The sequence below is a fragment of the Enterobacter sp. Ap-1006 genome, assembly GCF_011752835.1.
In the GTDB taxonomy this organism is placed as follows: domain Bacteria; phylum Pseudomonadota; class Gammaproteobacteria; order Enterobacterales; family Enterobacteriaceae; genus Cedecea.
On the sequence record NZ_VWWU01000001.1, the window covers coordinates 706950 to 728251 of the forward strand.

Here is a 21302-nt window from a genome sequence, read left to right on the forward strand (position 1 = left end):
GGAGAGTTGCGAGCCTCATAAAAAATTCATCACAAAAAAATGAATACCCGCGCAGCGGCTGCCGATAACCCCATTGATACCCGAGCTTGATGGGATAACGACAATAACGATGAGGGGAACGACATGGGAATGTTAAAGAATTTTACCGTACGCCGGGTGCTGCTCACCGTGCTGGGGCTGTTTTGCCTGCTGTGGTCAGCCGTGGGCGTGTTTACTGTTTATTCGCTGGCGAAGCTGGGGGACGGCAACGCCGTTGACCATCAGCTGGTGTCGCAGATGACGATACTCAGCAAAGGTAACGACCAGTATTTTCGCTTTATTACCCGCCTTTCGCGGGTGATGGAGGCGAAGACGGCGGGGGAAGCTGCCGATTTTAAGCCCGTGCAGGAAGCGCTGGATAACATGAAAAGCGAGCTTGAGCGTCTGAAGAGCGTTTCGCCTGGGCCAATGGATCCGGCCGTTTCCGCCGACGTGATCGAAAAATGGCAGCAGCTTTTAGATAACGGCGTGGCGGTGCAGATGCAGCTTGCCCAGCAGGGAAGCGCGTCGGATTATCGCCAGCAGGCCACCCAGGTCACGCCGCCGCTCAGCCGTGCCTTCGGAGCCAGCAGCAGCAAGTTTACCGCCGTGGCCGAAGAACGACTGGACCGGACGCGGGTTGCCGTGGACTCTCTGACTCGCCTGATGAAAATCACCGTGCTGGTGGCGATTGTGATTGGGCTGCTGATCCTGCTGTTTACCGATCGCTATCTGGTGAACCTGCTGGTGAAACCGCTGGACCGCATTCGGGATCATTTCTCGGTCATTGCGAAAGGCGACCTCAGCCACCCGGTGGAGGACTTTGGGCGGAACTGCGTCGGCAAACTGTTCCCGCTGCTGGCCGAGATGCAGGGCAGCCTGCGTGATGCGGTGAGCGCGATTCGCAGCGGCACGGAGAACATTTATCGTGGCTCGGCGGAGATCTCTTCCGGCAATAACGATCTCTCTTCTCGCACAGAAGAACAGGCCGCCGCGCTGGAAGAAACCGCTGCCAGCATGGAGCAGCTCACGGCCACGGTTAAATTCAACGCCGAGAATGCCCGCCAGGCCAGCAGCATTGCGGAAAAAGCTTCACAAACCGCCAGCCGCAGCGGCAAGCTGGTGGGTGATGTGGTGGTCACGATGGAAGGGATCTCCGACAGTTCCCGCAAAATCAGTGAGATCACCAGCGTCATCAACAGCATTGCCTTCCAGACCAACATTCTGGCGCTAAACGCTGCCGTTGAGGCCGCCCGCGCAGGTGAACAGGGCAGAGGTTTTGCCGTGGTAGCGGGGGAAGTGCGCAACCTGGCCAGCCGCAGTGCGGGCGCGGCGAAAGAGATTGAAACGCTGATTGCTGACTCGGTAAACCGTGTGAACAGCGGCGCGGCGCTGGTCAACGAGGCAGGCAACACCATGAAAGAGGTGCTGAAGGCGGTGTCTGACACCACGCAAATCATGAAGCAGATTGCCTCGGCGACGGATGAGCAGAGTAAAGGCATTTCTCAGGTGAGCGTGGCGGTCAGCGAAATGGACAGCGTGACGCAGCAAAACGCCGCGCTGGTGGAGCAGATCTCGGCGGCGGCGGCGGCGCTTGAAGGCCAGACTGAAATGCTGCAAAAAGCGGTGGCGCGTTTCCGTCTGTCCGGGCGCGAAGAACACGCCGTGGTGGAAACGAAAGTCAAACCTCAGGCAAAAGCCGCAGCAGCCACCACGGCAGGAGATGACTGGGTCACGTTTTAAGTTTCGATAGCGGGCAGGGTGCGCATCGCGTTTTCGCAGCGCGCCTTGACCGCTTCGTGCAGCAGCCGCACCGTGGTCGACAGTTGCTTACGGTGCGGGCAAATCAGATTCAGTGGAATTCTGTCCCCTTCATACTGCGGCAGCAGCAGCTTTAAACGGCCTGCCTGCACATCGTCGCTGACATCCAGCCAGGATTTATAGGTAATACCTTCACCTTTTACCGCCAGCCGGTGAATGACTTCCGCATCATCGCTCATCATTGAACCTTTGACCGCCACCTGCTGCATTTTGCCGCGCAGGCTGAACGACCAGCTATTGTGCACCCGCCCGCGAAGCACAAACGTCAGCGCATTGTGCTGGGCCAGGTCGGCAAGGGTTTGGGGTTCGCCATAGCGTGCCAGATAGGCGGGAGATGCAACCAGCACGCGGCGGTTTTCTGGCGCGACCGGCAGGGCGATGTAAGACGCATCATCGTTATTGCCGTAGCGAAAAGCCACATCCACCGGATCTTTAAACACATCGGTGATTCGATCGGAAAACAGAAGTTTCAGGCTTAGCGCCGGGTAAGTGCTGCGAAATTGCTGAAAAACATCCAACAGGAGATTTCGCCCAAGATCCGAAGGGACGGCGATTTGCAGCGTGCCGCGTACTTCGTCGCTGGGGGGCTGAATCTGTTCATACCCGGCATCCAGCGTCTGCAGCACCTGCTGGGCGTATGGCAGCCAGGCTTCACCTTCGGGCGTCAGGCGCAGGCTGCGCGTTGAGCGGGCGAACAGGCGAATATTGAGGTTCTGCTCCAGGCGCTTAATGGCGGTGCTGACCTGGGCTGGCTGCAGCCCGGCTTCCCTGGCGGTATCGCTAAAACTGTTTAACGCCGCCGCCCTGACAAACAGCGCAAGGTCTTCCAGCCTGAGCATTTTCACTCTCCGAGTATAAGTGTTGTTTCCTGACGCCGGTTTTTCACCTGACGCGCTCCTTGTACCATGATTTTACTCAATTGATGAACCCATTACCTTATTGGAGCTGCTATGAAAGCTATTGCTATTACACGCGCCGCAAAAGACGGTAACAATATTGATGCGCTGCAGGACATCACGCTGCCGAAGCCCGTTGCTCAGGGGCACGACATTCTGGTAGCGGTGAACGCCATTTCCGTGAACCCCGTTGATACCAAAGTTCGCAGTGGCTTTAGTAGCGAAACCCCGCGCGTACTGGGCTGGGACGCCGTAGGTACCGTTGTGGAAGTGGGTGAATCCGTCACGCTGTTCAAGCCTGGCGATGCCGTGTGGTACGCCGGGTCGCTGACTCGCCCGGGCAGCAACAGTGAGTTTCAGCTGGTGGACGAACGTATTGCGGCACTTAAGCCTCAGTCCGTGGAAAATGCCGCTGCTGCCGCATTACCGCTGACGGCAATTACCGCGTGGGAAATGCTTTTCGACCGCCTGGGGATTCAGGAAAACGGCAGTGAAGATGCCGTACTGTTGATTGTGGGCGCGGCCGGCGGCGTGGGCTCAATTCTGACCCAGCTTGCCCGCAGGCTAACAAAAGCCACCGTGATTGGCACCGCCTCTCGCCCGGAAAGCCAAAAGTGGGTGAGCGAACTCGGCGCCCACCACGTTATCGACCACAGCCAGCCGCTGACGGAAGAATTACAGCGTATTGGCGTGAAGCACGTTACGCACGTTGCCAGCCTGACCAATACCGAACAACATTATGCCCAGCTGATTGAGGCGCTCATTCCGCAGGGGAAATTTGCGCTGATTGATGATCCGACCGCGCTGGACGTTCGCGCCTTGAAGGCCAAAAGTATTTCGCTGCACTGGGAGTTTATGTTCACCCGTTCGATGTTCGTCACCAGCGATATTATTGAGCAGCATAATCTGCTGACGCGCGTGGCCACGCTTATCGATCAGGGCGTGTTAAGAACTACGCTCGGCGAACACTATGGCACAATTAACGCGGGCAACCTTCGCCGTGCCCATTCGCTGCTGGAAACCGGGCGCGCGGTGGGCAAAATTGTGCTGGAGGGATTCTGATATGGCAGCGACAGAAACCCTGACGATTATTGCCATGCTGAAGGCGAAAGCCGGCCAGCAGGAAAACCTGAAAGCCGCGTTGAAAGCGCTGGTCGCCCCGAGCCGCCTTGAGCCAGGCTGCCTCGACTACACCCTGTTTCAGCTTCAGCAAGAGCCGGATACGTTTTACGTTCGCGAATCATGGCGCGGGCAGCAGGCGCTCGACCTGCACACTGCGCTGCCTCACTTCCAGGCCTTTGTGAAACAAATGGACGCCCTGCTGGCGGAACCGCTGAAGCTGGTACCGCTGGACGAAGTTGCCGTTTAACACTTTACTCGCGGCGGCCAGGCTGGCCGCTGCAAAACACAACGACTTATTCAGGAAAAATAATGAACATTGTTGATGCTGCCTCCCGGCGCTATGCCACTAAAGCTTTTGATGCGTCTAAAAAAATTGTCGCTGAAGACGTGGATAAAATAAAAAATCTGCTGCGCCTGAGCCCGTCGAGCACCAACTCGCAGCCGTGGCATTTCCTGCTGGTAAGCAGTGATGAAGGCAAGGCGCGTATTGCCAAAGCGACCACCGGGCCTTACGCGGCAAACGAGCCTAAAGTGCTGAATGCTTCTCATGTCGTGGTGTTCTGCGCCAAAACAGTTTATGACGATGCGCACCTGCAAACATTGCTGCAAAAAGAACAGGATGATGGGCGCTTTGCTACCGAACAGGCCAAAGAAGGGCAGCACAAAGGCCGCTCTTTCTATGCCAATAAACACCGGTTTGACCTGAAAGATGCGCAGCACTGGATGGAGAAGCAGGTTTACCTCAACCTCGGCACGCTGCTGCTGGGCGTTTCCACCCTGAACATTGATGCCGTGCCGATTGAAGGTTTTGATGCCGCCGCGCTGGACGCAGAGTTTGGCCTGCGCGAGAAGGGCCTGACCAGCGTGGTGATGGTGGCGCTGGGCTACCGCAGCGTGGAGGACTTTAACGCTGGACTGCCAAAGTCGCGCCTCGATTTCAGTCAGATCCTGACCGAAATCTAAGGCGTGATAATAACTTGATTTAACTTTTCCTGGCTGACGCAGGAATGGATATTAGGCCATTCCTGCGTTTATTCATCAAATCGGTGGCATTGAGGTGTGGCAAGCGAAGGGAAATGATCTATACTTTGCTCTCTTAATTCTACGGACGGCGATGGTTGTGAAGGACACTTATTATAATGACAGTAAAGTAAATTCATTAATTCAGCGCGAACTTGATGAATTTATTCTGGATTACAAACATACGACCTACGCGTATGCTGTGATGAATAAGAAAGACCCTTCCCAAATGCGTATTATTAATAACAATCCGCAATGGTTTAACATTTATCTTGAGAATAAATATCAATTTATTGACCCAGTGATTGTCCGGTCTCTCAGCAGCCTGGAGGATTTTTCATGGGACAGCGGGATGATGGTCTCTTCCGGATATACGCTGAAGCGTATTTTTGACGAAGGTTCACAGCACAATATTGTGCAAGGGCATACTTATCCGCTCCACGACTATGTGAACAATCTTGCGGTGCTTTCGCTGATTAGCCATCAGCCTTCAGATGTTAACCTCACTGAAAACCGTGAGGCGGCGATCGCTTTCTTTATCAAGCTGCACCAAAAAATGCTGAATTTATACAGCGATATTCGGCAGAAAAAGAATGTTTTCTTGTCACCGCGTGAGCAGCAAATTTTGCAATGGGTCTATACCGGAAAAACCTATGCCGAGATTGCGACTATCTTGTCCATTACCGAGCGCACGGTGAAATTCCACATGGGCAATGCCATGAAAAAGCTTGGCGTTAACAATGCGCGTCACGCGGTTAAACTAAGTATCGAACTCAGGCTGTTGGATCTGGGTGCCTGACCGACGAGGTTACAGGTTATTGAGCTGGGTGAGCGTCTCACGCAGCCATGCGCTGTTTTTATCTTTATTAATAATATCTTCTATAACCTGTTGATTAGCAGGCATGTAAATATAATAAACCGCTTCGTCCTTTTCTGAGCGCCCCTTCTGCAGCACATCAACCTTCCAGTTGGCCTGACGGAAAATGGCGTACATTCCGCGACTTGTCACCGCGTGCATACCGGGATAGCCATTTTTCATGCAATACATAATCATCGCCAGAAATAATGCTTTACTGGCGGGTAGGGTGCGTAAATTACCTTCGTCACGACGATCTTTGTCGAGGAATAATCGGGTGATTTCACAGCATGGAATATCTTTTGGTAAACTAATGTTATTAAAATATTGATAAAATATTTCATCTGTCATTGTCGGATGTTTGGCGTCAATAAAGCGTGCGCCGCAAAATAATTTACCTTCCAACATGCCCATTAAATAAGTTGTATTTGCGTTATCGAATTGATCTCTTTCCTGATTATCTTCACATTCCACTTTCCATTCGAGCCGTTCGTGAAATGTTTTTTTGCGTAACGCATACAATTCCCGGGCGAGACCGGGGTGTAAATCATTATGATTACTTATAAAAAATTCAATTGCAGAACACATCGCGTATCCCTGTATGTGGAGGTCCCCTGTACTTAAAGACAGCTTTTTTTTGCCTAAGGCCTTCTCTAAACTTAAAAAAATCCTGACCGGCCGCGCCAACACGCAAGCGGGTCAGGCGGTCAAAGACCTGAGCAACACCAAGGGAAATGTTCACAGATTATTATCTAGTACACCGATTTCCCGATGCACAAGATTGTAAGCACTTGTAATTTTACATTACAAAAAATAAAAATAAAGAAAATTAAGCCCCTGCATTTGCGGGGGCTTTTCTTTTATATCGATTAAGAAGCCTGCTCGTTCAATGCAGTTCCCTGCAATATGCTGCAATTCTCCGCGAAAATTTACTAACATAACGACCTGCATGTGGGGAAAATATTTTATAACGCGGCGGAGCTGGGTTGCGTGAAAAGCGTACGGTATAACTGAATAGTAGCCGACTAATTTAAAAAGTGAACGGCTGATGCAGAGGAAAAATGAATTTTGTGAAGGAAAGAAAACTTTGTGAAAATCAAAAGCAAAAAGCCCGCTTAAGTTTCCTTAAGCGGGCTTCTTAAATATGGCTCCTCTGACTGGACTCGAACCAGTGACATACGGATTAACAGTCCGCCGTTCTACCGACTGAACTACAGAGGAATCGTGTGAACGGGCCGCATATTAGCGAGGCCACACGGCCTTGTCAAAGCCTCCAAAGCGTCTTTTGTATCGTTTGCCGATAAAACAAGCAAAAATTGCCAGAAAACAGGCTCAGACATAACTTTACAGCACAAAGATTGCCAATCTTTCGCCAGCCGCTAAGATAAGCCGGGTTAAACAGTGAGGACCTGATGGTAAAACAGCGGCGTATAGGGATTTGGTTTCTTTGCCTGGCATGTGTTGTGGTACTGGTTTGTACCGCGCAGCGCATGGCGGGTCTGCACGCGTTGCAGATGGAAACCGCGGCCAGCGCCGTTGCTGCCCAGGCGGATAACCCGCAGGCTGACGCTGACTCGCCGGTCACGCCGTGCGAACTTAGCGCTAAATCATTATTGAGCGTGCCGCCAGTCTTGTTTGATGGGGCGCTGTTCGCACTTTGCCTGCTGCTTTCCTTACTGGCGCCCGTGCGTTCCACGCGAATGCCGTTTTCAGCTCCAAGAGCGACTTCACCTCCCACCCTCAGGGTACATCTTCGTTTCTGCGTCTTCCGTGAATGACAGACCGGCTGTTTCCGACAGTTAGTTAATCATTTATGGAGAAAAAACATGTTTATTCGCTTCAGGCAGGCGCTGCTGTGCCTGCTCATGCTTTGGTTGCCCGTGTCCTGGGCGGCAGAGTCAGGCTGGCTGCAATCGCCGGATAACGATCACGCCAGCGTCAGGCTGCGCGCGGATACCTCGGGCAGTAACGAAACGCGTCTTTTACTGGACGTGAAGCTCGAAAAAGGATGGAAAACCTACTGGCGATCCCCAGGGGAAGGCGGCGTTGCGCCAGCTATTGCCTGGCAGGGTGAGATGCCCAAAGTAGAGTGGTTCTGGCCGACGCCTGCGCGTTTTGACGTCGCCGGGATCACGACCCAGGGCTACCACGATCGGGTCACCATTCCGATGGTGTTTCACGGCCCGGTTCCGGCGACTATCCGCGGCGTGCTGACGCTTTCTACCTGCAGCAACGTCTGCCTGCTGACCGATTATTCCTTTAGCATCACGCCTTCCGGGGCAGATGCTCAGTTTGCCCATGATTTCGCTCAGGCGATGGGGCAGGTGCCGGTTGAAAGCGGATTGACCGACTCGCTAAAAGCCGATTATCGTCCGGGAAGCCTGGTAATTAATGCCGTGCGTGCCGGAGGCTGGACAAGTCCAGGCCTTTATCTTGACCCGCCGGAAGAGGCCGATCTTGGCAAGCCTGCGTTCCGCATCGACGGCGACTCGCTGCAGGCCACCGTACCGGTCAGCGACAGTTGGGGAGAAGGTGCGCCAGATTTGCGAGGGAAATCAGTCACCCTGGTGCTGGCCGACAACGGCATTGCTCAGCAAAACACGCTCACCATTGGTTCAGCACCCGTCGCGGCAGGGGGAAATGATGCCTTCCCGCTTTGGCAGGTCGTGCTGATGGCGCTGGTGGGCGGCCTAATCCTTAACCTGATGCCGTGCGTACTCCCTGTACTGGGCATGAAGCTGGGCTCTATTCTGCTGGTGCAGCAGAAAGACCGGGGCCTGGTGCGTCGCCAGTTTTTAGCCTCGGTGGCGGGGATCATCGCTTCATTTATGGCGCTGGCGCTGCTGATGACCGTCCTGCGGCTGACCAACCAGGCGCTGGGCTGGGGCATTCAGTTCCAGAACCCGTGGTTCATCGGTTTTATGGTGCTGGTGATGCTGGTGTTCAGCGCTAACCTGTTCGGCCTGTTTGAATTCAGGCTCTCTTCCAATATGAACACCCGGCTGGCAACGCAGGGCGGCAATGGCATGGCCGGGCATTTCTGGCAGGGCGCTTTCGCCACGCTGCTGGCGACGCCGTGTAGCGCGCCTTTCCTCGGCACGGCGGTGGCGGTGGCGCTCACGGCTTCTTATCCGGTGCTGTGGGGGCTGTTCCTGGCCTTAGGACTGGGGATGAGTCTGCCGTGGCTACTGATCGCGCTCCGTCCCGGTCTGGCGATGCGTTTGCCCCGCCCGGGCAAGTGGATGACCTGGCTGCGCCGCGTGCTTGGCCTGCTGATGTTAGGTTCGGCGATTTGGCTGGCAAGCCTGCTGCTGGTGCATTTCGGTGTTTCGGCTAGCAAGCCAGCGCAGGAAAATATCGCCTGGCAGCCGCTCAGCGAGCAGGCGATTCAGGACGCGCTGGCGCAGCATAAGCGCGTTTTTATTGATGTCACCGCTGACTGGTGCATTACCTGTAAAGCCAACAAATACAACGTGCTCAGCAAAGAGGACGTGCAGGCTGCGCTGCAGGCGCCGGATGTGGTTGCCCTGCGCGGCGACTGGACGCTGCCGTCCCAGCAAATCACTGACTTTTTGAGAAGCCGCGGCCAGGTTGCCGTGCCGTTCAACCAAATTTATGGCCCAGGCCTGCCGGAAGGCAAAGTGCTGCCGACGCTGCTCTCCCGCGATTCGGTGCTGACAACCCTGGATGATGCCAAAGGAGCGAAACCATGAAATACGCTTTTATTTTAATCCTCTCGCTGTTCTCCGGCCTGGCGCTGGCGGCAAAAGAAGCCCCCGCGCCGTTTTCCGCCGATCAACAAAAGCAGCTGGAAGTGCTGATTGAACAGGCGCTGTTTAACGATCCGGCCAGTCCGCGATTTGGTGCTAAAAAGCCCGTGTTAACCCTCGTGAACTTCACCGATTACAACTGCCCGTACTGCAAACAGCTCGATCCGATGCTGGAAAAAATTGTGGAGAAATACCCGGATGTGGCGGTGATCGTGAAGCCGTTGCCGTTTAAAGGGGAAAGCTCCGTGCTGTCGGCGCGTACTGTCCTGACGACCTGGCGCCAGCATCCAGATCAGTTCCTGGCGCTGCATGAAAAACTGATGCAGAAGAAGGGCTATCACGATGCGGCGAGCATTGCGGCTGCGGTTGAAAAGAGCGGGGCAACGCCGGTCACCCCGGATGAAAAAAGCATGGAAACCTTAAGCACCAACCTTCAGCTAGCGCGTATCGTGGGCGTGCAGGGCACACCAGCCACCATTATTGGCGATGAAATGATCCCTGGGGCGGTTCCGTGGGAAACGCTGGAAGAGGTAGTAAAAGAAAAACTGGCGGCTGCCCATGGCAAGTAAGCTGCGGCGCTGGCTGCGGGAAGGCTTAATTCTGCTGATTTTGCTGGCGGGGGTGATGCTGGTGGTGGACTGGTGGCGTGCGCCTCAGTCCCCAGTGGCTTTTGATGCCACGCCGCTGCACACGCTGGACGGGCAGGATGTCACGCTCGGCGCGCTGAGCGCGGAACGCCCGCTGCTGGTCTATTTCTGGGCCAGCTGGTGCGCAGTTTGTCGTTTTACCACGCCGGACGTGGCGAAGCTGCAGGCTGAAGGGCAGAACGTGATAACCATTGCGCTTCGCTCAGGTAATGAACGCGAGGTTTCCCGCTGGCTGGCGCGTAAAGGCGTTCAGTTCCCGGTGGTCAATGATGCCGATGGCGCCATTTCCCGCAGCTGGCAAATTGGCGTCACGCCGACATTCGTCATCGTCGATAAAGGCCAGGTCGTGTCCACTACCAGCGGCTGGACGAGCTACTGGGGAATGAAAATTCGCCTGTGGTGGGCCGGCGTGTGATTCATCGTGCCGGCTTATCACCGGCACGCAGTTTTTTTCTGAAATGCACCATTGCGGTGCATTTGTACCTCTTATGGGGCATAAGCAAGCCTCCTGTTTCGTTAATCCTCGTGGGGGCTTTATCAGTTTCTCTTATTATCCAGCCTGTTATCTCGTTTGCGCCGTAAACGAAAAATGTGGCAAGCATATTGCAAAACCTTTTACGACATCACAGCCATGACTGGCACTGGCATTCCGTAATAGGGGGCAAAATGAATTTAAGACGACTGAAGTACTTCGTAAAAATTGTTGATATTGGCAGCCTGACCCAGGCCGCAGAAGTACTGCACATCGCACAGCCGGCGCTCAGCCAGCAGGTTGCCACTCTGGAAGGGGAGCTGGATCAGCAGCTGTTGATCCGCACCAAACGCGGCGTCACGCCGACGGAAGCCGGGAAGATTTTGTACGCCCACGCGCGGACGATTCTGCGCCAGTGTGAGCAGGCTCAGCTGGCGGTGAATAACGTGGGCCAGACTATGCAAGGCCTCGTCTCGATTGGTCTTGCGCCGGGGATGGCGGCGTCCTCTATTACCATGCCGCTGCTGCAGGCCGTGCGCGCCGAACTGCCGGATGTGCAGGTGTATTTGCATGAGAATAGCGGTTCACAGCTGAATGACAAACTGCTCAGCGGGCAGCTTGATATGGCCGTGCTGTATGACCGCACGCCAACGGCGGGGCTGACCAGCCAGCCGCTGCTCAAAGAGGATTTGTTCCTCGTGGGCACCCGTGATTGCCCGGGTAACAGCGTTGATTTGTCAGACGTTGCCGCCATGAATCTTTTCCTGCCCCGCGACTACAGCGCGGTTCGCAAGCGCGTGGATGAGGCTTTCTCCCTGCGCCGCCTGACGGCAAAAATTATCGGCGAGATCGAATCTATTTCGACCTTAACTGCGGCTATTGCCAGCGGTATGGGCGTGACCGTGCTGCCGGAATCCGCCGCGCGTTCACTTGCCGATTCAGCCGGTGGCTGGATGGCACGCATTACCAGCCCGTCGTTAAATTTACCGCTGTCGCTGAACCTGTCCGCACGTTTACCGCTCTCGCCTCAGGCCCAGGCGGTAAAAGAAATTCTTATGTCTCTGGTCACCCGCCCGGCGCTGGAAAATCGCGAACTGATGCTGGTGGGCTAACTCCGCTTATTACTAAATGGAATAGGTTGCTGGTTTTTATTATTTGTCCCGCCGGGGCTGTGACTTTAACAATGGTGTAAAGAACAGTCACGATCCCGGGGGCGATGTGAATTTCCAGCAACTAAAAATAATCCGCGAGGCGGCGCGACGGGACTACAATCTCACCGAAGTCGCCAATATGCTTTTCACCTCTCAGTCTGGCGTAAGCCGCCATATTCGCGAGCTGGAAGAAGAGCTGGGGATTGAAATATTCATCCGCCGCGGCAAACGGTTATTAGGTATGACCGAACCGGGTAAAGCCCTGTTGGTGATTGCCGAACGTATTCTCAACGAAGCCAGCAACGTGCGTCGCCTGGCGGATCTTTTTACCAACGACACCAGCGGTGTCCTGACTATCGCCACCACCCACACACAGGCTCGCTATAGCCTGCCGGTGGTGATCAAAGCCTTCCGCGCCTTATTCCCTGAAGTTCGCCTCGAGCTGATTCAGGGCACGCCGCAGGAAATCGAATCACTGCTGCACAGCGGGGCGGCGGATATTGGCATTGCCAGCGAGCGTCTAAGCACCGATCCTCTGGTGGTAGCCTACCCGTGGTTCCGCTGGTATCACAGCCTGCTGGTTCCGCAGGGACATCCGTTAATTCATACCAGCCCGCTCACGCTGGACGATATCAGTCGCTGGCCGCTGATCACTTACCGGCAGGGTATCACCGGGCGTTCTCGTATAGACGAAGCGTTTGCCCGGCGTGGTTTAACGGCTGATGTTGTGCTTAGCGCGCAGGATTCCGACGTGGTTAAAACCTACGTTGAACTCGGCCTGGGTATTGGGCTGGTGGCTGACCAGGCCAGTGGGGAAGAAGGGAGCCTGGTGCGGCTGGACACTCGCCACCTGTTTGACGCGAACACCGTCTGGCTCGGGATCCGCCGTGGGCAACTGCAGCGGAACTATGTCTGGCGCTTTATTGAGCTGTGCAACCCTGAGCTGTCGGTCGAGGAAATTAAGCGCCTGGCGCTGGAGCCAGAAGAACCCGCCATCGATTATCAAATCTGATTTTTCCCTGCCCTGAAAAGGGCAATTCAGTATTGTTAATGAAATATTAAATAATTAAATAAACCGGCGCGGGGTGAATTTATATTTACCTCGCGCTTGCTGTATTTAAAAAAATAGTGTTTGGCAAAGTACGGCTCCCCTAAAAATAGAATAAAAAAACGTTCCTTATCGCAAATCATCGATCAATCGCAAATCAATTAATAGCTTTCAGCTATCCATCTGGCCTGACCATAAGAAAAAACCGATCAAATTCATAAAGTTAATTTGAATATATCCGATAAGCCTGTACGAGGTGCTTCCATCCCTTTGTGCTATTTATTCTCTGTTGTTCAGGCAGCAGAGGATTTTGCGCATTCATAAAAATACGCTTCTCAAGGGAGAAAAAATGTCACTACATGATGTAAAAATTCGCAGCAAGTTAACGCTGACTATTGCTATTTTTATTGTGCTGATGGTCTTCAGCTCAGGGCTTTCTTTACTTAGCCTGAGCAGAGCAAATACCGGCATTCAAACCATTGTTAACGATGATTACCCGACGACCGTTAAAGCCAACGATCTGATTGATAGTTTCCAGGAGTTCGTGAATACGCAGCAGCTGATGCTGCTGGATGAAGCCGGTGTATTTCGTCAGAAGTCGGAAAAACACCTTGCGGAGATCAGTGCGCATATTACAGCGCTGCTGACGGACCTGAACAAATCCAGTACCGACGCTGCGTCACAAAAAGCGCTGCGGGAGCTGGCCGATATTCGTAAACAGTATCTGGACTCGCGTTTTCGTATTTTACAGGCGGTGCAACAGAACGATCGCGCCGCCGCGCTGCAGGAAATGATGTCCACCACCATCCAGATTCAGGAAAAATATAAAGATAAGGTGCAAGAGCTTATCGTTATCCAGAATCAAAAAATGTCCGCTGCTGGCCAGCAGGTTGATAAAGATTACCACTCTAACCGGCTGGTCACCGTTCTGTTGACGCTGTTGAGTATCGCCCTGGGCAGCCTCATTGGCCTGTTTGTGGTGCGGTCCATTACTCGCCCGCTGGTTCGTGCCGTTGAATTTGCCGGGGCGATTGCCGAAGGCGATCTTACGGGCAGCATCACGGTTACCCATAAAGATGAAACAGGCGAACTGCTGCAGGCGCTGATGAGCATGAAAGTCCGCCTGCAAGAGATTGTCCATCAGGTTCAGCAGGGATCGGAAACTATCTCTTCTGCCGCCGCGCAAATTGTCGCCGGGAACCAGGATCTTGCGGCTCGCACCGAAGAGCAGGCCAGCTCCGTAGAGGAAACGGCGGCTTCCATGGAGCAGATCACCTCCACGGTGAAAAACACCTTTGACCACACCAACGAGGCAACCAAGCTCTCTTCCGAAGCCGCAACGGTGGTGAAAAACAACGGCCAGATGATGTCTCAGGTCACCAGCAAAATGCGCGTGATTAATGAAACCTCCAACCGTATGTCGGACATCATTAACCTCATCGACTCCATCGCGTTCCAGACTAACATTCTGGCGCTGAATGCGGCGGTGGAAGCGGCTCGTGCCGGGGAGCATGGCCGTGGTTTTGCCGTGGTCGCCGGGGAAGTTCGCCAGCTGGCGCAAAAAAGTGCTTCATCTGCGAGCGAGATCAGAAGCCTGATTGAGAACTCAACCACCCAGACTCGCGAGGGCATGGGGCTGGTGGAAAAAGCGAATGCCCAGATTGCCGGTATGATCGAAAACGTGCAGGAAATGAACACCATCCTCGGGGAGATCAAACAGGCCAGTCAGGAGCAAACCGACGGAATTTCCCAGATCAACAGCGCCATTGGTATGATTGATTCCACCACCCAGCAAAACTCCGCGCTGGTGGAAGAATCGGTTGCCGCCGCGGCATCTCTGAATGACCAGGCGAAGCAGCTGCGTGACCTGGTGCGGGTGTTCCGCCTGCAGTAATTCAGCTTTCCTTCTCAAAGCCAGCGTTAGCTGGCTTTTTTCATTTCTACGCACGGTTTTTATCTCCGGCATGACAACGTTGCTTATTATTGATATGTTATAACATATCAATAATAGCTGCGCAGTCAGTAAGGAGTTGCAATGTCATCGTTAACACAGGCCCACAATCGGCCAAAGAAACTGCCCGTTACCGTGCTGTCCGGTTTTTTGGGTGCCGGAAAAACCACTTTGCTGAATCACATCCTAAATAACCGGGAAGGGCGGCGGGTGGCGGTGATCGTCAACGATATGTCCGAGGTGAATATTGACGCTGCGCTGGTGCGTGAGGGCGGTTCCAGCCTGACGCGCACCGATGAAAAGCTGGTGGAGATGAGCAACGGCTGTATTTGCTGCACGCTGCGTGAAGATCTGCTGGTGGAAATAAGCCAGCTTGCCCGGGAAGGGCGTTTTGATAACCTGGTCATCGAATCTACCGGTATTTCCGAACCGCTGCCCGTGGCGGAAACGTTCACCTTTGTGGATGATAAGGGTGAAAGCCTGTCCGATATCGCCCGGCTCGACACCATGGTGACGGTGGTGGACGGTTTTAACTTCCTTCGGGATTATGAATCCTACGACAGCATTCAGTCTCGCGGCGAGTCCATGGGCGAAGCGGACGAGCGCACCGTGGTCGACCTGCTGATTGACCAGATAGAATTTTGCGACGTGCTTGTACTCAACAAAACGGATCTTATCGGCGACGCGGAGAAACGCCGCCTGATGTCCGTGCTGCATTCCCTTAACCCACGCGCAAAAATCATCACTTCGGCGTTTAGCCAGGTTAGCCTTGATCAGGTTCTGGATACCGGGCTGTTTGACTTCGATGCCGCCGCTCAGGCGCCGGGCTGGCTAAAAGAACTGCGCGGCGAACATACGCCGGAAACCGAAGAATACGGCATTCGTAATTTTGTTTTTCGTGCCCGGCGTCCCTTCCACCCGGCGCGTTTCCAGATGGTGACCGACGGCGGTCTGAAAGGCGTGATTCGCTCCAAGGGCTTTTTCTGGCTAGCGAGTCGCCCTCAGCATGCCGGATCCTGGTCCCATGCGGGCAGTGTGATGCGCCAGGGGCTGGCAGGGATGTGGTGGGCCAGCATTCCCCGTGAGCAGTGGCCGCAGGATGCCGACAGCCTCCGGCACATTTTAAAGCACTGGGAAGACGGTATTGGCGATGCGCGCCAGGAGATTGTTTTCATCGGCATTGATATGGACGAGGCGAGTCTGCGCGAGAAGCTGGAGTATGCCTTACTCACCGATGCCGAAATGGCAGAAGGGCCTAAAGCCTGGGCACGGTATTACGATCCGGTTGATGCCTGGTTCGACTGACTGAAGGCCCGGCTGCCCGTTGGCAGGCAACCGAGCAACCAGTCTTAGTGCAGCTCTACGGCGTAGTCATCCACCGGGGTGATTTTCTTGATCAGCTTGTTATCAAACAGGAACTGTTCGTAGGCCTGGTAGCGGGCGCGGTCGAGTTTAGCCGGGTCGGTAGCAAACAGCGGCAGGCTTGCCTGCCAGGCCTGCTTATTCAGCTCGGTATTCAGCTCTGCATGGGCTTTCGCAAAGGCCTGCCAGGTTTCCTGCGGATGCGTCTGCAGGTACTCGTTGCCTTTTTTCAGCGCGGCGAAGAATTTTTTGATCTTCGGTTCATTCGCCGTTTTACGATTCGCCACAAAAATCAGCTCATCGTAGGCCGGGACGCCGTAGTCCTCGACGTTAAACACCACCGGGGGTTTACCCTGAAGCTTCAGCTCGAGCGCTTCGATATTGCGGTAGCCGCCGATCACCGCATCCACCTGGCCCGCCAGCAGGGCGCTGGTGAGCTGGAAGTTGACGTTGATGAGCTTCATCTCTTCCGGTTTGACGTGCTCATGCTCAAGCATGGTGGCAAGCGTCGCCTGCTCGATACCGCTGACGGAATAGCCGATTTTTTTGCCTTTAAGATCCGCTGGTGATTTGATGCTCTGATCCAGCGTCATCACCGTATTCAGCGGGGTGTTAATCAGCGTCCCGACGCGCACCAGCGGCAGCCCCTGATCGGCAAAGAAATGCAGCTGTGGCTGGTAGGTAATGGCCAGATCGGCCTGCCCGGCGGCAACCAGGCGCGGCGGCAACGCCGGGTCAGACGGCGGGATGATCTTCACGTCCAGCCCTTCGGCCTTAAAAGCGCCAATTTGTTCGGCCACCATAATGGGCGCGTGATCGGGGTTAATGTACCAGTCCAGCACCAGGGTCAGCTTTTCAGCGGCGGAGGCCTGAGCGGCAAAGGCGGCGGTGAGCAGCAGGCCACACAGCGTTTTTTTCATCTTCTTAATTCCTTAATTAAGGCGGTTATTCGTTGTTTTCAGGCGACCAGACAATCAGCCGCCGCAGCAGGGCATCGACCGCCAGCCAAAGCAGAACGGTCATCAGGACTAAAATAAACAGCGCGGCAAAGCAGACGTCGGTTTGCATGCGGGCGTTGGCGTTCAGCATGACGTAGCCCAGCCCTTCGGCAGAGCCCACCCATTCGCCAATAATTGCCCCGATGGGGGCGACGGCGGCGGCCATGCGCAGCCCCGAGCCAAAAGCAGGCAGGGCCGCCATCAGCCGGACGTGCCTCAGCTGTGCCCAGCGTGAAGCCCCCATCGTACGGGCCAAATCCAGATAGTCGTTATTCACCCGGCGCAGTCCGTCAAAGAACGACGACACCACCGGGAAGAAAATCACCAGCACCGCCATCGCCACTTTGGCGCTCATGCCAAAGCCGAACCACAGCACCAGCAGCGGTGCGAGGGCAAACACCGGGATTGCCTGACTGGTGAGTACCAGCGGCATCAGCCAGCGCTGGAGGCGGGGGGAAAACATCATGCCCAGCGCCAGACCTGCACCGAGGAGCACGCCCAGAATTAGCCCGCTGATAATCTCTGAGGCGGTGACCAGCGTGTGCCAGGCGAGATAATCGCGGCCGTCCCATAACGCCAGTGCCACCGAAGCGGGAGAGGGCAAAAGAAAGGCGGGAATATTGCCGAGGGTAAGCAGATACCAAAGTAACAGCAGCCCGGCAAAGACGATCAGCCCGCGGCGCAGGCGTGTGGCAGGGGTGTCTGAAGTCAGCTTCATTCGGCGGCCCTGATCAACTGTTGCAGCAGCCCGGCCTGGCTTTGGAGTAGATCTACATCGTCCGGCGCGCGGGGCGGCTGCCCGGCAATAACATGCGTATCGTCGATGCCCGCAGGCCAGCGGGAGAGCACCAGCAGGCGATGGCTGAGCCGACAGGCCTCCATCGGATCGTGAGTGATCAGCAGCACGGTATTTTTTGCCAGCAGCCTGGCCGCCAGATCCTGAATGGCCGTGCGGGTGATGGCATCCAGTGCCGAAAACGGCTCATCCATCAGCACTATCGGGCGCTTTTCGTAAAGCGTTCTGGCGATGGCGGCACGTTGCCTCATCCCGCCCGATAGCGAAGCTGGCAGGGCTTTGGCATAGCCAGCCAGCCCGACCTGCTCAATCAAATGTTCCGTCCATTGTCTGTCGACCGCGTCACCACGCAGGCGAGCTCCGAGGGCCACGTTCTGCTCAATGCTGAGCCACGGGTAGAGCAAATCTTTCTGCCCCATCCATGCGATACGTCCGGCAACCGGCAGGCCGTCGCTGCAGGTCACGCTTCCGCCACTGGCCTGCGCCAGCCCGGCGATAATCTTTAGCAGGCTGGTTTTACCGGCCCCGCTCGCGCCCAGCAGGGCAACGAAGCTGCTGCCGGGAATATCAAAATTCAGCCGCTCAAAAATGGTCTGCTGGCCAAAGCGCAGGCTGAGATCCCGCACCTGAATGCCCGGCGAAGTCGCGCTGTCGGTCATGAGGCGTTCAGCCCCATCTGCCAGAACGCGGATTCAAGCTGCGTCGCGGTGGTAAAAATCTGTGATAGCTCTGAGAAACGGCTTTCCGCGCCACGCTGGTGGCCTACGTTTTCGAGCAACTGCACAGCGGCCCGCACGCCGGTGAGGTAGCCTTCATCACCATAGTTACGGATCCAGTTCGCGTAGGGATTGCCTGCCATCACCGTGTCGGGGCTATGCAGCAGGCCAAGGCCGATTTCTGCATATCCGGCCACGCAGGGCAGCAGCGCAGCCAGCAGATCGAGCGCGTCGCCTGAATGGCCAATATCCAGCACGTAACGGGTGTAATTCATGGTTTCTGGCGCTTCCGCCTCGGCCACTATTTGCGCTTCGTCCAGGCCCCAACTTCGACAGTAAGCCACATGGAGCGGCAGCTCGGAGACAATGGCATTCAGCGATGCGGTTGCGGTGCGCATTTCCGGCAGCGTGCGAAGCTTGCTGACCAGCAGGGCGTAGGCGCGGGCAAAATGAATCAGGAAAAGATAATCCTGGGTCAGATAGCGCTTGAATGCGGCTTCAGGCAGCGTGCCGACGGCAAGCTGCTGCAGAAAAGGGTGATCGACGTAATCCTGCCAGTGCTGGCCGGCCTGCTCGCGCAGTCGTCCATAAAGACCGTTTTCGAAAAGCGGGGTGTACATGGGACCTCCTGGGTAAGTGGAGATCCGGGCGCGCAGAGGTATGAACAGACAATAACAGAGCTGTGATTGCCGACCGTCCCTTCGCTGGCATGACCCAGATCAGGTTCAAAGGGTTCGGCTTACGCCATCTCAGCCCATACAGGACACCCCTCGGAGGTGCCTGTTATACGACATTTACTTTTTGATTACAATCGCCGGGCGCTGTGTCTGACCTTGCTGAAAGCGACGATCCGTTTAGTGCGGTATCGCAATATTTTGCTGGCACTCGGGGCGGGAATTTTGTCACTGTAGGCCGGTTACCTACGAGTCTAAGGATGATATCCGATGAAAAAGATTGGTTTTCTCTCGTTTGGCCACTGGTCGCCTGCCGCCCAGTCCGGCACGCGCTCTGCGGCGGATACGCTGCTGCAGTCCATCGATCTTGCCGTTGCTGCAGAAGAGCTTGGCGCGGACGGCGCTTACTTCCGCGTGCACCATTTTGCTCGTCAGCTAAGCTCGCCTTTCCCGCTGCTGGCGGCCATCGGGGCAAAAACCAAACGCATTGAAATCGGCACCGGCGTGATCGATATGCGCTATGAAAATCCGCTTTACATGGTGGAGGACGCGGGGGCGGCGGACTTGATATCCGGGGGCCGCCTGCAGCTTGGAATCAGCCGTGGCTCGCCGGAGCAGGTGATCGACGGCTGGCGCTATTTTGGCTATGTGCCGGGCGAAGGAGAGACCGAAGCCGATATGGCGCGCCGTCATACCGAAGTGTTCCTCGAGGCGCTGAAAGGGGACGGTTTTGCCGAACCTAACCCGCAGCCGATGTTTCCTAATCCGCCGGGGTTGCTGCGTCTGGAGCCGTTTTCTGCCGGGCTGCGGGAGCGAATCTGGTGGGGAGCCAGCTCCAACGCGACCTCGGAGTGGGCCGCGAAGTTAGGGATGAACCTGCAAAGCTCCACGCTGAAAACCGATGAATCCGGCGAGCCGTTTCATATCCAGCAGGCGAAGCAAATCCGCGCTTATCGGGCCGCGTGGAAAGAGGCGGGCCATACGCGTGAGCCGCGCGTTTCCGTCAGCCGCAGCATCTTCGCGTTAATGGACCAGCGCGACCGCAACTACTTCGGCGGCAGCGGCAAAGAAGGCGATCAGGTTGGCTACATCGAGCCACAAACCCGGGCCATTTTCGGCCGCAGCTATGCCGCTGAACCGGAACTGCTCATTAAGCAACTGGCGCAGGATGAAGCGATTGCTGAAGCCGACACGCTGCTGTTAACCGTGCCAAACCAGCTGGGCGTGGATTATAACGCGCATGTCATCGAATCTATTCTGAAGCACGTTGCACCAGAGTTGGGCTGGCGCTAAATAAAACAGGGAAAAGGTCATGCTATGAGCGAGGATTTTTACTGGATTAATGAGCCAAAAGTCTGGCAAGAAGGCGACGGCGGGTTGACGGTTGTCACCGATGAACAAACCGACTTCTGGCGCAAAACATGGTACGGGTTTGAGCGTTTCTCCGGCCATTTTTATGGCTGCAACGTGCGGGGGGATTTTACTTTCCAGGTGAAGGTCAAAGCTGAATTTAGCGCACTCTACGACCAGGCCGGCATCATGTTGCTGGGGGATGAATCCCACTGGCTAAAAGCGGGCATCGAGTTTAACGACGACGCGCCTGCTATTGGCAGCGTGCTGACGCAGGGCCATTCCGACTGGGCAACCGGCGTCTTTCCCGGTCAAGCAAATCTGTTCTGGATGCGCCTGACCCGAAAAGGGGAGAGCCTGCGGCTGCAGTATTCCGTTGACGGCAAAAGCTGGCCGCTGCTGAGACTGGCGCATTTCCCCGGATTCGACGCATGCAGGGTAGGCGTGATGTGCTGCACCCCGCAGCGTGGCGGGCTGGCGGTGAACTTCGAAGAAATGATGCTGAGTGCCGCGCTGGATAAAGGACTGCACGATTTAAGTTAATCAGCCGTTTAGTCGGGCGGCGCCCCGCCAGACATTTGCCAGGCAGGGTTTCTCCTGGCGTGGACAAAGCCGGTAACGGGGCAAATGTTTT

General features: G+C 55.4%; 21 protein-coding genes, 1 tRNA gene and 1 riboswitch. Of the genes, 15 read left to right on the plus strand and 7 right to left on the minus strand.

The window, feature by feature from the left end; genetic code table 11:
* The first annotated feature begins 123 nt into the window (after positions 1-123).
* Complete coding sequence (locus tag F3J28_RS03245) at positions 124-1761, plus strand: methyl-accepting chemotaxis protein (RefSeq protein ID WP_166872732.1); 1638 nt, start codon at positions 124-126, stop codon at positions 1759-1761.
* Here F3J28_RS03245 and F3J28_RS03250 read toward each other — a convergent pair.
* Positions 1758-2678: a LysR family transcriptional regulator gene (locus F3J28_RS03250; protein WP_166872735.1), complete on the minus strand. Its 921-nt coding sequence runs from the start codon at positions 2676-2678 to the stop codon at positions 1758-1760. The genes F3J28_RS03245 and F3J28_RS03250 overlap by 4 nt on opposite strands.
* 111 nt (positions 2679-2789) lie before the next feature.
* Here F3J28_RS03250 and F3J28_RS03255 point away from each other — a divergent pair, with 111 nt between their 5' ends.
* The 4 genes from F3J28_RS03255 to F3J28_RS03270 all read left to right on the plus strand — a co-directional run bounded on the left by F3J28_RS03255 (position 2790) and on the right by F3J28_RS03270 (position 5676).
* Positions 2790-3797, plus strand: a complete 1008-nt coding sequence (locus tag F3J28_RS03255) for a zinc-binding alcohol dehydrogenase family protein (RefSeq protein WP_166872738.1) — start codon at positions 2790-2792, stop codon at positions 3795-3797.
* 1 nt (position 3798) lies between these two features.
* On the plus strand, positions 3799-4104 hold the full coding sequence (locus tag F3J28_RS03260; protein ID WP_166872741.1) for a putative quinol monooxygenase: 306 nt from the start codon (positions 3799-3801) through the stop codon (positions 4102-4104).
* A gap of 62 nt (positions 4105-4166) precedes the next feature.
* Complete coding sequence (gene nfsB / locus F3J28_RS03265) at positions 4167-4820, plus strand: oxygen-insensitive NAD(P)H nitroreductase (protein ID WP_166872745.1); 654 nt, start codon at positions 4167-4169, stop codon at positions 4818-4820.
* A 151-nt stretch (positions 4821-4971) separates the two neighbouring features.
* Positions 4972-5676, plus strand: coding sequence for a helix-turn-helix transcriptional regulator (locus F3J28_RS03270; RefSeq protein ID WP_166872747.1), 705 nt, complete (start codon positions 4972-4974; stop codon positions 5674-5676).
* Between the two features lie 9 nt (positions 5677-5685).
* On the opposite strand, the gene F3J28_RS03275 is transcribed toward F3J28_RS03270, so the two are convergent.
* Complete coding sequence (locus F3J28_RS03275) at positions 5686-6321, minus strand: acyl-homoserine-lactone synthase (protein WP_166872749.1); 636 nt, start codon at positions 6319-6321, stop codon at positions 5686-5688.
* Positions 6322-6878: 557 nt separating this feature from the next.
* Positions 6879-6954: transfer RNA gene (locus tag F3J28_RS03280), tRNA-Asn, on the minus strand.
* Between the two features lie 191 nt (positions 6955-7145).
* Here F3J28_RS03280 and F3J28_RS03285 point away from each other — a divergent pair.
* The 8 genes from F3J28_RS03285 (at position 7146) to zigA (ending at position 16077) form a co-directional block, all read left to right on the plus strand.
* Positions 7146-7511, plus strand: a complete 366-nt coding sequence (locus tag F3J28_RS03285) for a hypothetical protein (RefSeq protein WP_034808929.1) — start codon at positions 7146-7148, stop codon at positions 7509-7511.
* A gap of 48 nt (positions 7512-7559) precedes the next feature.
* Positions 7560-9446 carry a protein-disulfide reductase DsbD family protein gene (locus F3J28_RS03290; RefSeq protein WP_166872752.1) on the plus strand — a complete coding sequence of 629 codons (1887 nt, stop codon included), beginning with the start codon at positions 7560-7562 and terminating at the stop codon, positions 9444-9446.
* On the plus strand, positions 9443-10072 hold the full coding sequence (locus F3J28_RS03295) for a DsbA family protein (RefSeq protein ID WP_166872754.1): 630 nt from the start codon (positions 9443-9445) through the stop codon (positions 10070-10072). The genes F3J28_RS03290 and F3J28_RS03295 overlap by 4 nt, the downstream gene beginning before the upstream one ends.
* On the plus strand, positions 10062-10565 hold the full coding sequence (locus F3J28_RS03300; RefSeq protein WP_166872757.1) for a protein disulfide oxidoreductase: 504 nt from the start codon (positions 10062-10064) through the stop codon (positions 10563-10565). The genes F3J28_RS03295 and F3J28_RS03300 overlap by 11 nt, the downstream gene beginning before the upstream one ends.
* A gap of 251 nt (positions 10566-10816) precedes the next feature.
* Positions 10817-11734, plus strand: coding sequence for a nitrogen assimilation transcriptional regulator NAC (nac, locus tag F3J28_RS03305; protein WP_008458002.1), 918 nt, complete (start codon positions 10817-10819; stop codon positions 11732-11734).
* Between the two features lie 106 nt (positions 11735-11840).
* On the plus strand, positions 11841-12785 hold the full coding sequence (cbl, locus tag F3J28_RS03310; protein WP_008458004.1) for an HTH-type transcriptional regulator Cbl: 945 nt from the start codon (positions 11841-11843) through the stop codon (positions 12783-12785).
* A 385-nt stretch (positions 12786-13170) separates the two neighbouring features.
* A complete protein-coding gene (locus tag F3J28_RS03315; RefSeq protein WP_166872760.1) occupies positions 13171-14715 on the plus strand; it encodes a methyl-accepting chemotaxis protein in 1545 nt (514 codons plus the stop codon).
* A gap of 141 nt (positions 14716-14856) precedes the next feature.
* Positions 14857-16077, plus strand: a complete 1221-nt coding sequence (gene zigA / locus F3J28_RS03320; RefSeq protein WP_166872763.1) for a zinc metallochaperone GTPase ZigA — start codon at positions 14857-14859, stop codon at positions 16075-16077.
* 44 nt (positions 16078-16121) lie between these two features.
* Here the strand turns inward: zigA and F3J28_RS03325 are convergent, their stop codons facing one another.
* The 4 genes from F3J28_RS03325 to F3J28_RS03340 are packed head-to-tail and all read right to left on the minus strand — an operon-like array spanning position 16122 to position 19264.
* Positions 16122-17054 carry an ABC transporter substrate-binding protein gene (locus F3J28_RS03325; protein ID WP_166872766.1) on the minus strand — a complete coding sequence of 311 codons (933 nt, stop codon included), beginning with the start codon at positions 17052-17054 and terminating at the stop codon, positions 16122-16124.
* Between the two features lie 25 nt (positions 17055-17079).
* Positions 17080-17850 (minus strand): ABC transporter permease, encoded by a 771-nt coding sequence (locus F3J28_RS03330; RefSeq protein ID WP_166872769.1) that lies wholly within the window; start codon positions 17848-17850, stop codon positions 17080-17082.
* Positions 17847-18587, minus strand: coding sequence for an ABC transporter ATP-binding protein (locus F3J28_RS03335; RefSeq protein WP_166872772.1), 741 nt, complete (start codon positions 18585-18587; stop codon positions 17847-17849). Before F3J28_RS03335 ends, F3J28_RS03330 begins: the two co-directional genes overlap by 4 nt.
* Complete coding sequence (locus F3J28_RS03340) at positions 18584-19264, minus strand: TenA family protein (protein ID WP_008458016.1); 681 nt, start codon at positions 19262-19264, stop codon at positions 18584-18586. Before F3J28_RS03340 ends, F3J28_RS03335 begins: the two co-directional genes overlap by 4 nt.
* Positions 19265-19323: 59 nt before the next feature.
* Positions 19324-19425: riboswitch (TPP riboswitch) on the minus strand.
* A 163-nt stretch (positions 19426-19588) separates the two neighbouring features.
* On the opposite strand from F3J28_RS03340, the gene F3J28_RS03345 reads away from it, so the two are divergent.
* On the plus strand, positions 19589-20611 hold the full coding sequence (locus tag F3J28_RS03345; protein WP_166872775.1) for an LLM class flavin-dependent oxidoreductase: 1023 nt from the start codon (positions 19589-19591) through the stop codon (positions 20609-20611).
* A 24-nt stretch (positions 20612-20635) separates the two neighbouring features.
* The gene (locus F3J28_RS03350; protein WP_166872778.1) at positions 20636-21211 is read left to right on the plus strand and encodes a DUF1349 domain-containing protein; all 576 of its coding nucleotides are present in this window, start codon (positions 20636-20638) and stop codon (positions 21209-21211) included.
* The last annotated feature ends 91 nt before the right edge of the window (positions 21212-21302 follow it).